This window comes from Streptomyces sp. NBC_00091 (assembly GCF_026343185.1).
Taxonomy (GTDB): domain Bacteria; phylum Actinomycetota; class Actinomycetes; order Streptomycetales; family Streptomycetaceae; genus Streptomyces.
On the sequence record NZ_JAPEMA010000001.1, the window covers coordinates 3373278 to 3386074 of the forward strand.

Here is a 12797-nt window from a genome sequence, read left to right on the forward strand (position 1 = left end):
CACGAGCCCCAATGAGAGGATGGGCCGGTGACAGCTGACCAGCCCCGCGGCGTTGAAGCCTCTCCCTCCCACGGCGTACTCGTCCTCGCCGGGACGCCCATCGGCGATCTCGCCGACGCCCCGCCCCGGCTCGCGGCCGAGCTGGAGCGGGCGGACGTGATCGCCGCCGAGGACACCCGGCGGCTGCGCCGCCTCACGCAGGGGCTCGGCGTGCACACCACCGGGCGCGTCCTGTCGTACTTCGAGGGCAACGAGTCCGCCCGCACCCCCGAACTGGTCGAGGCCCTGGAGGCCGGCCGGCGGGTGCTGCTGGTCACCGACGCCGGGATGCCCTCGGTCTCCGACCCCGGCTACCGGCTGGTCGCGGCCGCCGTGGAGAAGGACATCAAGGTCACGGCCGTCCCCGGGCCGTCCGCCGTGCTCACCGCGCTCGCCCTGTCAGGGCTCCCCGTGGACCGCTTCTGCTTCGAGGGCTTCCTGCCGCGCAAGGCGGGCGAGCGCCTCGGCCGGCTCCGCGAGGTGGAGGGCGAGCGGCGCACGCTCGTCTACTTCGAGGCCCCGCACCGGCTCGACGACACCCTGGCGGCCATGGCCGAGGTGTTCGGCGCCGGCCGGCGGGCCGCCGTGTGCCGGGAGCTGACCAAGACCTACGAGGAGGTCAAGCGCGGCGGACTCGGCGAGCTGGCCGCGTGGGCGGCCGAGGGGGTGCGCGGGGAGATCACGGTCGTGGTCGAAGGCGCCCCGGCGGCCGCGCCCGGCGACGTGGACGACGAGGAGCTGGTGCGCCGGGTGCGGGTGCGCGAGGAGGCCGGCGAGCGCCGCAAGGAGGCCATCGCTGCGGTCGCGATGGAGGCCGGCGTACCCAAGCGCGAGGTCTTCGATGCGGTGGTCGCGGCAAAGAACGCGGCACAAAAGGTGCCGTAAGTCGGTAAAGAGCTAACCTGAAAAGCAAAGCTCAGACCGCGCACCGGGCGCTTTGGGGAATGACTGGCCCAAAGACCGTCCAACAGTAGACAGGGCCTGATGCGCTCCCGCCCGAAGAGGCGTCCACTGGCAATGGCACCAGTGGAACAAGAGGAGCTGGCATGAGTGAGATCGCAGACACCCCGGTACCCGTCACCGCCACCGGCCCGGCCGCCGTTTCCGCGTCCGGCGTGCAGACCGTGCACGAGGCGTACTCCTTCGCGTGCATGAAGTGCGGCTACGGCTGGGAGCAGTCCTACGCGATAGAGCACCACGTCGACGGCAAGGGCCAGCCCTTCATCATGTACACGGTGAAGGGGGAGCGGGTGCCCTCTCCGCTGTCGAACCCGACCTGCCTGAACTGCGGCGCGCACGTCGTACGGATCATGCGCGAGGGTCAGGTCTCCTCGGTGCTCGGCACGATCGACCGGCTCTACCACCACCGCATCGCCCCCGGGATCGCCGGACCGGTGCCGGCCGGCGAGAACGTCCCGAAGCCGCACCGGACCGTCCCGTCGCACGACTCCCCCGGACCCGTCGCCGTCGGCGCGGCCGGGGAGCGCCGCGGCCTGCTCTCCCGCCTGATCGGACTCTTGCGGCGCTGATGCGCGGTCATAAGATCGGCTCATGAGCCCTGCTGAAAAGGACGTACCGCCCCCGCTGCCCGCACCGCTGCGGGTGGCGGTGGCCGACTCGCACACCCACCTCGACATGCAGTCCGGCACCGTCGAGGAGGGCCTCGCCAAGGCCGCCTCGGTGGGCGTGACCACCGTCGTCCAGGTGGGCTGCGACGTGAAGGGCTCGCGCTGGGCCGCCGAGACCGCGGCCGTCTTCGAGAACGTCCACGCCGCCGTGGCCCTGCACCCGAACGAGGCCCCCCGCATCGTGCACGGCGATCCTGGGGGCACCTCCCAGCCCGCTAGGGCTGGGGGAGGCTGGTCGCGCCAGGGCGCGCGCCCCGGCGGCGGCGAGGCGGCGCTCGACGAGGCGCTCGCCGAGATCGAGGCGCTGGCCGCGCTGGACCACGTCAAGGCGGTCGGCGAGACCGGCCTGGACTACTTCCGCACCGGCCCCGAGGGAATGGCCGCGCAGGAGCGTTCCTTCCGGGCCCACATCGAGATCGCCAAGCGGCAGGGCAAGGCGCTGGTCATCCACGACCGCGACGCCCACGCCGACGTGCTGCGCGTGCTGCGGGAGGAGGGCGCCCCCGAGCGGACCGTCTTCCACTGCTACTCCGGTGACGCCGAGATGGCCCGCGAGTGCGCCGCCGCCGGCTACTACATGTCCTTCGCCGGGACCGTCACCTTCAAGAACGCCGCACCGCTGCGCGAGGCCCTGGCGGTGGCCCCGCTGGAGCTGGTGCTGGTGGAGACCGACGCCCCGTACCTCACTCCGGCGCCTTACCGCGGACGGCCCAACGCCCCGTACCTCATTCCGCTGACGGTACGGGCCATGGCGGCGGTGCGCGGCATCGACGAGGACGCCATGGCCACGGCCCTGGCCGCCAACACGGCGCGCGCTTTCGGCTACTGACCGGCCCGCCGCCCCGCCTCCCGCACCGCTCACACACCCGTTCGTCCGACACGCTGGGTAGTCGAACGGCTTTGGCGCGTGACGGCCGCTCCCGCTAGGGTGCCGTGCCCCAACCCGCCGGGGCCGGACCAGTGGAGCGAGCGACGTGAGCGATACGCAGGGCAGTCACCGCCGTGTGTCCTGGCCGGAGGCGCAGCCGGACCCGGGCCCGGACCCCGGCCCGGACCCCGACCCAGGGCGGGCCTCCGAGCCCGGGGTCCCCGCCCCCCGCGGCGAGGGCCGGCGGGCCGCGCGGCGCCGCGCGGCGGCCCCCGCCGAGACCCCGCCGCCACCCGCCCCGGACCCCGCCCAGCCCGGCGGCCGGCGCCGCGCCCCGAACCGCCGCCGCGCCGCCCCCGCGCAACCCCCGGCCCCGATCCCCGCCCCGATCCCCGCCCCGGCCCCGGCCCCGGACGCGGACCCCGGCAGCGGCAGCGCCGGCGCCCGCCCGCCCGGCGGCGGGTCCGGCCGCCGCAGGCGCTCCGTACGCAACCCGGCCGGCCCCGGCGCCGCCGCCCGCGACAGCTGGCGGCGCATCGTCCCGCAGGCGCTGGTCGTCGCCTTCCTCGCGGGCGGCACCACCGCCTTCGTCGCCGCCGACAAAGCGGTCCGCCTCACCGTCGACGGAGTGCCCCGCACCCTGCACACCTTCGCCGGGAGCGTGGACGAACTCCTCGACGCCGAAGGCCTCGGCGTCGGCCCCCACGACCTCGTCGCCCCCGCCCGGGGATCGGTCCTCGACGACGGCCAGCAGGTCGTCGTCCGCTACGGCCGCCCCCTGCGGCTCACCCTCGACGGCACCAGCCGCCAGGTGTGGACCACCGCCCGCACCGTCGACGGCGCCCTGCGCCAGCTCGGCGTCCGCGTCGAGGGCGCCTACCTCTCCGCCCCCCGCACCGCCCCCGTCCCGCGCACCGGCCTCACCCTCGGCGTGCGCACCGAACGCGGCGTCACCTTCATGGCCGACGGCCGCGAACGCACCATCCGCACCAACGCCGCCACCGTCCAGGAGGCCCTGGACCAGGCCGGCATCACCCTCCAGGGCCAGGACACCACCTCCGTCCCCCCGGACTCCTTCCCCCGCGACGGCCAGACCGTGACCGTCCTGCGCATCACCGGCACCCGCGAGGTCCGCGAGGAACGCATCCCGTACGAGACCGAACGGGTGGAGGACGCCGCCCTCTTCGCCGGCACCGAGGTCGTCGAGCGCGTCGGGCGGCCCGGGGCGCGCAGGGTCACGTACGCCCTGCGCACCGTCAACGGGGTCCGCCAGCAGCCCCGGAAGATCGCCGAGGAGGTGGTCCGCGAGCCCGTCAGCCAGCGGGTCCTGGTCGGCACGAAGCCGCTGCCCACCTCCGTCGCCGGAGCCGACGGCCTCGACTGGGCCGCGCTGGCCCAGTGCGAGTCCGGCGGCCGCCCCGCCGCCACCGACGCCTCGGGCACCTACGGCGGCCTCTACCAGTTCGACGTACGCACCTGGCAGGGCCTCGGCGGCAGCGGCCGCCCGCAGGACGCCCCCGCCTCGGAGCAGACGTACCGGGCCAAGAAGCTCTACGTGCAGCGGGGGGCGAGTCCGTGGCCGCACTGCGGCCGTAGGCTTGAGCGGTGAGCACCGCAGAGCAGCAGCCCCACCAGGCCCCCGAGGCCCCCTCCGACGCCCTACTCGGGCCGGCCGACATCCGAGAGCTGGCCAGCGTCCTCGGCGTACGCCCGACGAAGCAGAAGGGCCAGAACTTCGTCATCGACGCCAACACGGTGCGCCGGATCGTGCGCACCGCCGGGGTGCGTCCGGACGATGTGGTCGTCGAGGTCGGCCCGGGCCTGGGCTCGCTGACGCTCGCCCTGCTGGAGGCCGCCGACCGGGTGACCGCCGTCGAGATCGACGACGTCCTGGCCGCCGCGCTGCCCGCCACCATCGAGGCGCGGATGCCGCACCGCAAGGACCGCTTCGCGCTGGTCCACTCCGACGCGATGCTCGTCACCGAACTGCCCGGCCCGGCGCCGACCGCGCTCGTCGCGAACCTCCCGTACAACGTGGCCGTGCCGGTCCTGCTGACCATGCTCGACCGCTTCCCGAGCATCGAGCGGACCCTCGTCATGGTCCAGTCCGAGGTCGCCGACCGGCTCGCCGCCCGTCCGGGCAACAAGGTCTACGGAGTCCCCTCGGTCAAGGCGGCCTGGTACGCGGAGGTCAAGCGGGCCGGGGCCATCGGCCGCAACGTCTTCTGGCCCGCGCCGAATGTCGACTCGGGACTCGTCTCGCTCGTACGGCGCACCGAGCCGGTCAAGACCACCGCCTCCAAGGCCGAGGTCTTCGCGGTCGTCGACGCGGCCTTCGCGCAGCGGCGCAAGGGCCTGCGCGCCGCGCTGGCCGGCTGGGCCGGCTCCGCCGCGGCCGCCGAGACGGCGCTGGTCGCCGCCGGCATCTCCCCGCTCGCGCGCGGGGAATCCCTGACGGTGGAGCAGTTCGCGGCGATCGCCGAGCACAAGCCCGCGGCCCCGAGGCCCGCGCTGTGAGCGTGACGGTACGCGTCCCCGCGAAGGTCAACGTCCAGCTGGCGGTGGGCGCCGCCCGCCCCGACGGCTTCCACGACCTGGCCAACGTCTTCCTGGCCGTGTCCCTCTTCGACGAGGTGACCGCGGCCCCGGCCGCGGAACTGACGGTCACCTGCGAAGGCCCGGACCGCGACCAGGTGCCGCTGGACCGCAGCAACCTCGCGGCGCGCGCCGCCGAGACCCTGGCGGCCCGGGCCGGCATCGAGCCTGCCGTGCACCTGCACATCGCCAAGAACATCCCGGTCGCCGGCGGCATGGCCGGCGGCAGCGCGGACGGGGCGGCCGCCCTGCTGGCCTGCGACCGGCTGTGGGGGCTCGACACCCCGCGCGAGGAACTGCTGGCCATCTGCGCCGAGCTGGGCAGCGACGTCCCCTTCAGCCTCGTCGGGGGCGCGGCGCTGGGCACCGGACGCGGCGAGTTCCTCACCCCGGTGGCCGCCGGGGAGTTCCACTGGGTGTTCGCGGTCGCCGAAGGCGGCCTCTCCACCCCGGCGGTGTTCCGTGAGTTCGACCGGCTGACCGCCGGTACGGACGTCCCCGAGCCGCAGGCCTCCCCGGCGCTGCTGGCGGCCCTCGCCTCGGGCGACGCGGACGCGCTGGCCGCGGTCCTGGCCGGGTCCAACGGGCTCCAGCCGGCCGCGCTCTCCCTGCGCCCGCAGCTGGCCGACACCCTCGCCGCGGGCACCGACGCGGGGGCACTGGCCGGGCTGGTCTCCGGCTCGGGGCCGACGACGGCCTTCCTGGTGCGGGACCCGGAATCCGCCGCCAAGGTCGCCGCCGCGCTGGAGGCCTCGGGCACCTGCCGCGCCACCCGGGTCACCTCCTCCCCGGCCCCGGGGGCCACCGTCCTGCCGTAGACCCTGTCGTCAAAGCCCCGCCCGCCCCCGGCCGCGCCGTACCTAGGCCCGGGATGAGTACCCGCACCCTGTCGTGGGCCGGGGCCGGGCGGCGACCGTGGGGGCATGACAGTCAGCGCACGCGGCATGGCCGCCGCCACGCCCGCCTCGCGGGACCGCTACGTGGACCTGCTCCGGGTCGCCTCCCTCGCCACCGTCGTGCTCGGCCACTGGCTGATGGCCGCCGTCAGCGGCGAGGGCATAGGGAACCTGCTCGCGCTGGTGCCCCCGCTCCAGGTGCTCACCTGGGGGCTCCAGGTGATGCCGGTCTTCTTCTTCGTCGGCGGGTTCTCGCACGCCCTGTCGTACCGGTCGCTGGAGCGCCGCGGCGAGGGGCGTCCCGTCTACGCCGTCTTCCTGCGCGCCCGCCTCCAGCGGCTGCTGCGCCCCACCCTCGTCTTCGTCCTCGTCTGGGCCGCGCTCGCGCTCGCCGTACAGCTCGCCGGCGGGGGCGGCGGCCGGCTGACAGGGGCCGCGCTGCGGATGGTCACGCAGCCGCTGTGGTTCATCGGGATCTACCTGGCGATGGTGGCCTTCACCCCGCCCCTGCTGAAGCTGCACCGGCGCTGGGGCTGGGGCGCCTTCGCCGCGCTGGTGGCCGCGGCCGCGCTGGTCGACGTACTGCGCTTCGCGCTCGGCGTCCCGTACGTGGAGTTCCTGAACTTCGGCTTCGTCTGGCTCGCCGTGCACCAGCTCGGCTTCCTGCGCGCCGACGGCCGCATCACCAGGCCCGCCCTCCTCGGCGCCGCCGGGCTCGCCGGGGCCGTGCTGCTCGTCGCGGCCGGGCCGTACCCGCTGTCCATGGTCGGGATGCCCGGGGAGAAGGTGTCCAACATGGCCCCGCCCACCCTCGCCCTGCTCTGCCACGGCATGTGGCTGGCCGGCGCCGTCCAGCTCTTCGCGAAGCCCGCGGCGGCCTGGCTCGCCCGGCCCCGAGTCTGGCGCGGGGTGGTCGCCGCCAACGGGATCGCCATGACCGCCTTCCTCTGGCACCTCACCGCCATGCTCGCCGTGTACGCCGCCCAGCTCGCCCTGGGCCTGCGCCTGCCCGAGCCCGCCACCGCCGCCTGGTGGGCGCAGGTGCCGCCGCGGATCCTCCTCGCGGCCGCCCTCACCGCCCTGCTCGTGGCCTGCTTCCGCCGCTTCGAGGCGCCGCGGACCCCGAACGCCGCCCCCGGCAGCGGGCCCGCCGCCGCCCTCGGCACCACCCTGTGCCTCCTCGGGATCCTGGGCCTGTCCATGACCGGCCTCGGCGGCCTCCTGGAGGGCCACAGCGCCACCCTGATCGCCCTCCCGGTCACCGCACCCGCCGCCATCGGCATGGCTCTGGCCGGTGCCTGGCTGGTGGAACGGTCGGTGTCGGCCCGGAGGGTTAGGCTGAGGGGCTGATCCACACCCTCCCCCGGACCCGGTCCGGGGGGACCCTGACCTGGAGCGCGTCTGATGGCCGTCAATCTCGTCAATGTCGAGGCAGTCAGCAAGGTGTACGGCACCCGTACCCTGCTCGACGGCATTTCCCTCGGCGTCTCCGAGGGAGACCGGATCGGTGTCGTCGGCCGCAACGGCGACGGAAAGACCACCCTCATCCGGATGCTCGCCAAGCTGGAGGAGCCCGACTCCGGCCGGGTCACGCAGAACGGCAGCCTGCAGATGGGCGTGCTCACCCAGCACGACTCCCTCGACCCGGCCGCCACCATCCGGCACGAGATCATCCGCGACATGGCCGACCACGAATGGGCCGGCAACGCCAAGATCCGCGACGTCCTCACCGGGCTCTTCGGCGGCCTCGACCTGCCCGGCTTCGGCCAGGGCCTCGACACCGTCATCGGCCCGCTCTCCGGCGGCGAGCGCCGCCGCATCGCGCTCGCCAAGCTGCTCATCGCCGACCAGGACCTCCTCGTCCTCGACGAGCCCACCAACCACCTCGACGTCGAGGGCATCTCCTGGCTGGCCAAGCACCTCCAGGAGCGCCGCTCCGCGCTCGTCTGCGTCACCCACGACCGCTGGTTCCTCGACCAGGTCTGCACCCGTATGTGGGACGTCCAGCGCGGTGCCGTCCACGAGTACGAGGGCGGCTACAGCGACTACGTCTTCGCCCGCGCCGAGCGCGACCGCATCGCCGCGACGGAGGAGTCCAAGCGGCAGAACCTGATGCGCAAGGAGCTGGCCTGGCTGCGCCGCGGCGCCCCCGCCCGGACGTCCAAGCCCCGCTACCGCATCGAGGCCGCCAACGAGCTGATCGCCGACGTGCCGCCGCCGCGCGACAAGTCCGAGCTGATGAAGTTCGCCAACGCCCGCCTCGGCAAGACCGTCTTCGACCTGGAGGACGTGACCGTCCAGGCCGGGCCCAAGACCCTCCTCAAGCACCTGACCTGGCACCTGGGCCCCGGCGACCGCGTCGGCCTCGTCGGCGTCAACGGCGCCGGCAAGACCTCCCTGCTGCGGGCCCTCGCCGAGGCCGCCCGCACCCAGGGCGAGACCCAGCCCGCGGCCGGCTCCGTCACCGTCGGCAAGACCGTCCGGCTGGCCTACCTCTCCCAGGAGGTCGGCGAGCTCGACCCGTCGCTGCGCGTCCTGGAGGCCGTCCAGCGCGTCCGTGACCGCGTCGACCTCGGCAAGGGCCGCGAGATGACGGCGGGCCAGCTGTGCGAGCAGTTCGGCTTCACCAAGGAGAAGCAGTGGACGCCGGTCGGTGACCTCTCCGGCGGTGAGCGGCGCCGGCTCCAGATCCTGCGCCTGCTGATGGACGAGCCCAACGTCCTCTTCCTCGACGAGCCCACCAACGACCTGGACATCGAGACCCTCACCCAGCTGGAGGACCTCCTCGACGGCTGGCCCGGCTCGATGATCGTGATCTCCCACGACCGGTTCTTCATCGAGCGCACCACCGACACGGTGATGGCGCTGCTCGGCGACGCGAGCCTGCGGATGCTGCCGCGCGGCCTGGACGAGTACCTGGAGCGCCGCCGGCGGATGATCGAGGCCGCCGCCCCGGCGCCGGCCCCGGCCGCCGCCGCCAAGTCCTCCGCCTCGGGCGACTCGCGGGCCGCGAAGAAGGAGCTCCAGAAGATCGAGCGCCAGCTCAACAAGATGTCGGACCGCGAGTCGAACCTGCACGCGCAGATCGCCGAGCACTCCACCGACTACGACAAGGTCGCCAAGCTCGACGCGGAGCTGCGGGAACTCATCTCCGAGCGCGACGACTTGGAGATGCGCTGGCTGGAACTGGCCGAGGAGGCCTGAGTCCAGGGGGCCGTACGGGCCCCGACAGGCGGCGTCCGGCCGGATAACGGCCATGTCACGGGCCGGTCCTCCCTTGGGAACAGGGGTGCGACCGGCCCGGTGCATGTCGGCCACGGGTGATAGAAAGGGTCGGTTCTTTTCGATCTCCTGGATCCCCTGCCCGCCTGAACCCGAAGGTATGCGCTGATGACCGAGCCGCCCCAGCCGCCGAACCAGCCGCCGACCCCTTCCGGTTACGGCCACTTGCCCGGGCCCCCGCAGCCCGGATACGGCTACCCGCCGCAGGGCGCCAACCCGTACGCGCAGCAGCAGCAGCCGCCGACCGTCCCGCAGCCGCTGGCCCAGCAGGGCGGGTACGGCTTCCCGCCGCCCGGGCCCGGCATGCCCCCCGGCCCGCCGGCTCCCGGCGGACCGCGCCGCCGCAAGGGGGCGGTCGTCGTCGCGGCGGCGGTCGCGGGTGTCCTCGTACTCGGCGCCGGCGGCTACTTCGTCTTCCTCGGCGACGACGAGTCCGGCCCCAAGACGCCCGTCGCGCAGGGCTCCACGCCCGCCGACCCCAAGCCCTCGGGCTCCCCTTCGGTGGACAAGGGCGACGGCAGCGGCAACGGCAGCGGCGAGCAGACCGACCTGAACGCGGGCCGCAAGCCCGGCGAGGGCAAGGTCCTGTGGTTCAAGACGGCCAAGCTCCAGGGCCCCGGCGCCGGCATCCAGGCCAAGGGGCAGTGGGTGGTCGGCGACACCGTCGTCAAGACCCTCGACAAGTCCGTCATCGCGTATGCCGTCACCGACGGCAAGGAGAAGTGGAAGCTCGACTTCCGTACGGAGGTCTGCGGGCTCACCGACCAGACCACCGGCGACGGCAAGACCGTCATGGCCGTCAAGGACGGCGAGGGCTCCAGCGCGACCTGCAACCAGCTGAAGCTGGTCGACCTGAAGACCGGCAAGGAGGGCTGGACCAAGGAGGTCGTCAAGGAGAACCTCTTCGACGGCGGCAACTCCGTGGCCCTGTCCCTCACCGGCGACACCGTCGCCGTCAACCGGCTGGCCAACACCAGCGCCTACCGGATCAGCACCGGCGACAAGCTCTTCTCCGGCAACAGCCCCGAGGGCTGCCAGGCGGGCCAGTACGCCGCCGGCAACGGCAAGATGCTCGGCATCGCCATGTGCCTGGACGACGACAAGACCACCGAGGTCCAGGACGCCGACCCGGTCACCGGCAAGAAGACCTGGTCCTACCGGCTGCCCAAGGGCTGGCGCGTCAACGGCGTGTACTCCGTCTTCCCGACCGTCCTCGACATCGGCAACCGGGACACCAAGGAGCGCGCCGTCATCGCCCTCACGGCGGACGGCAAGAAGCGCTCCAGCATGGCCGCCGAAGGCTCCTTCGAGGTCAACTGCGGTAGCGGCAGCGTGGACAACCTCCAGGGCTGCGGCAGTTCCGCGGTCGACGGCGACACCCTCTACCTGCGGACGACGACGGAGAGCGGCACCGACAACGAGATCGTCGCCTTCGACCTCGCCACCGGCAAGGCCAAGTGGCGCCACAAGGCCGGCGACCAGCGCAACTGGCACCCGCTCAAGGCGGCGAACGGGCAGCTGACCGTCTACCGCGGCAGCGTCCGCGACGAGCCCGGCGAGGTCGTCACCATGGCGGCCGCCGGCGGCGAGCCCAAGTCGCTGCTGCGCATGCCCTCGGGCCCCGCCGCGAAGGTCGAGGGCTCCTTCATCACGTACTCGCTGCGGGCCTACGAGGGCGGCCGGTACATCACCTCCGCCACCTCGCTGACCGGCGACGGCAAGGACGAGCGACTCCTGATGGTCTTCGGCAAGTGAACGAGCCCACCGAGCGCCCCACCGAGAGGCAGTAGCAAGCGATGAGTACCCCGCCGCCCCCCAGCCAGCCGCCCTCCGGCGGTTTCGGCGGCCCCCCGCCGCCGCCCGGCCCCCCGCAGCAGCCGGCCCAGCCGCCGACCGTCCCCGCCCAGCCGCCCGCGGCCCCGCCCGCCCAGGCCGGCTACGGCTACCCGCAGCCCCAGGCACAGCCCGGCTACGGCTACCCGCAGCAGCCCAGCACCCTCCAGGCCCCGGCCCAGCCGCAGTACGCCGCCCCGGCGGGCGGCGGCGGCGGCGACAAGCGCGCCCAGCTGATGATCGTCGGCGCGGCCGTGCTGTCCATGGCCCTCATCATCGGCGGCGGCTTCTGGTACGTCTCCGGCGACGAGGGCGGCGCCGCGCAGCCCACCGCGAACGGCACCAGCGGCTCGCCCGACGGCGACAAGGGCCAGGCCGGCACGCCCGGCAGCGAGAAGGTCCCGACCAACCCCAAGTCGAAGGAGCTGGCCAAGGTCCCGAGCCCGGCGCCGGCCGAGGTGGTCTCCGTCGACGGCTCCTGGATGACCGACACCACCTACGTCAAGTCCGACGTGGCGAAGGTCGTCGGCTACAACCTGGTCGACGGCGGCAAGAAGTGGGAGCTCCCGCTCCCCGCCAACATCTGCGGCGCCACCAAGCACATCAGCGACAACAAGTCGGCCATCCTCTTCGAGGAGGGCATGGCGACCAACGAGAAGAAGTACCCGCAGTGCACCCAGGTCGGCGTCATCGACCTGAACACCGGCAAGCTCCTCTGGTCCGCCACCGCCAAGTCCGCCACCGGCGGCGACAAGCCGGTCTCCTTCAAGGAGGTCACCCTCAGCGGCCAGACCGTCGCCGCGGGCGGCCTGTCCGGCGGCGCCGCCTGGAACCTCGCCGACGGCAAGTCCCTGTGGGCCCCGAAGACGGACGGCGAAGGCTGCTACGACATGGGCTACGCGGGCGGCGAGGCCCTGGCCGTCCTGCGCAAGTGCGGCCGCAGCTCCAACGAGACCCTGTACGCGCAGGCCCTCGACCCGGTCACCGGCGCGCCGAAGTCCTCGTACAAGCTGTCCGCGGGCATCGAGTGGGCCGGCATCATCTCCACGAAGCCGCTCATCGTCGCCGCCGACGTCGGCGACACCGCCAAGAACGCCACCAACGTCAGCGACCTCTTCGTCGTCGACGACGCGGGCCAGCTCAAGACCCGCATCGGCCTGGCCGCCGGCAGCTACGCCCCCAAGTGCCCCGCCACCGAGGTCGAGCAGTGCTCGAACATGGTCATCGGCAACGGCAAGGTCTACCTGCCCTCGTACGAGCACCAGGGCACGTCCTCCAGCGGCCGCACCAACGAGATCGTCTCCTTCGACCTGGAGACCGGAAAGCCCACCAGCGACCGCGCCGACGCGGGCGAGCGGTACACCATGTACCCGCTGCGCATGGACGGGTCGAACATCATCGCCTACAAGGTGCCCCCGTACGACGGAGGCGGCCAGATCGTCAGCATCGACGGCAAGACGATGAAGCAGACCGTCCTGATGCAGAACCCGGCGGACAAGGCCAGCCAGCGCGCCGAGAGCTCCTTCTCGCTGGACCACTCGGAGTTCCGCTACCACAACGGGCGCCTGTTCATCGCCCGTACGACGGTGCGCAAGCCGTACTCGGAGAAGGCCGACCCGGAGTACCTCTTCGTCTCCTACGCGGCGAGCTGACGCT

Annotated in this window: 10 protein-coding genes; all 10 read left to right on the plus strand. The window is 73.5% G+C overall.

Going from position 1 to position 12797, the window contains the following annotated elements; translation table 11 throughout:
- The first annotated feature begins 27 nt into the window (after nucleotides 1-27).
- The 10 genes from rsmI (at nucleotide 28) to OOK34_RS15760 (ending at nucleotide 12793) form a co-directional block, all read left to right on the plus strand.
- Nucleotides 28-924, plus strand: coding sequence for a 16S rRNA (cytidine(1402)-2'-O)-methyltransferase (gene rsmI / locus OOK34_RS15715; RefSeq protein WP_267034498.1), 897 nt, complete (start codon nucleotides 28-30; stop codon nucleotides 922-924).
- A gap of 161 nt (nucleotides 925-1085) precedes the next feature.
- Nucleotides 1086-1568: a hypothetical protein gene (locus OOK34_RS15720; protein WP_323183424.1), complete on the plus strand. Its 483-nt coding sequence runs from the start codon at nucleotides 1086-1088 to the stop codon at nucleotides 1566-1568.
- 22 nt (nucleotides 1569-1590) lie between these two features.
- Nucleotides 1591-2496, plus strand: a complete 906-nt coding sequence (locus tag OOK34_RS15725; RefSeq protein ID WP_267034499.1) for a TatD family hydrolase — start codon at nucleotides 1591-1593, stop codon at nucleotides 2494-2496.
- Nucleotides 2497-2641: 145 nt separating this feature from the next.
- The gene (locus OOK34_RS15730; protein ID WP_323183425.1) at nucleotides 2642-4144 is read left to right on the plus strand and encodes a ubiquitin-like domain-containing protein; all 1503 of its coding nucleotides are present in this window, start codon (nucleotides 2642-2644) and stop codon (nucleotides 4142-4144) included.
- Nucleotides 4141-5052 (plus strand): 16S rRNA (adenine(1518)-N(6)/adenine(1519)-N(6))-dimethyltransferase RsmA, encoded by a 912-nt coding sequence (rsmA, locus tag OOK34_RS15735; protein WP_267034500.1) that lies wholly within the window; start codon nucleotides 4141-4143, stop codon nucleotides 5050-5052. Before OOK34_RS15730 ends, rsmA begins: the two co-directional genes overlap by 4 nt.
- Complete coding sequence (locus OOK34_RS15740) at nucleotides 5049-5948, plus strand: 4-(cytidine 5'-diphospho)-2-C-methyl-D-erythritol kinase (protein ID WP_267034501.1); 900 nt, start codon at nucleotides 5049-5051, stop codon at nucleotides 5946-5948. The genes rsmA and OOK34_RS15740 overlap by 4 nt, the downstream gene beginning before the upstream one ends.
- Before the next feature lie 105 nt (nucleotides 5949-6053).
- Complete coding sequence (locus OOK34_RS15745; protein ID WP_267034502.1) at nucleotides 6054-7376, plus strand: acyltransferase; 1323 nt, start codon at nucleotides 6054-6056, stop codon at nucleotides 7374-7376.
- Nucleotides 7377-7430: 54 nt separating this feature from the next.
- Nucleotides 7431-9230 carry an ABC-F family ATP-binding cassette domain-containing protein gene (locus tag OOK34_RS15750; RefSeq protein WP_267034503.1) on the plus strand — a complete coding sequence of 600 codons (1800 nt, stop codon included), beginning with the start codon at nucleotides 7431-7433 and terminating at the stop codon, nucleotides 9228-9230.
- Between the two features lie 186 nt (nucleotides 9231-9416).
- Nucleotides 9417-11063 (plus strand): PQQ-binding-like beta-propeller repeat protein, encoded by a 1647-nt coding sequence (locus OOK34_RS15755; RefSeq protein ID WP_267034504.1) that lies wholly within the window; start codon nucleotides 9417-9419, stop codon nucleotides 11061-11063.
- Between the two features lie 41 nt (nucleotides 11064-11104).
- Nucleotides 11105-12793: a PQQ-binding-like beta-propeller repeat protein gene (locus OOK34_RS15760; protein WP_267034505.1), complete on the plus strand. Its 1689-nt coding sequence runs from the start codon at nucleotides 11105-11107 to the stop codon at nucleotides 12791-12793.
- Nucleotides 12794-12797 lie beyond the last annotated feature (4 nt).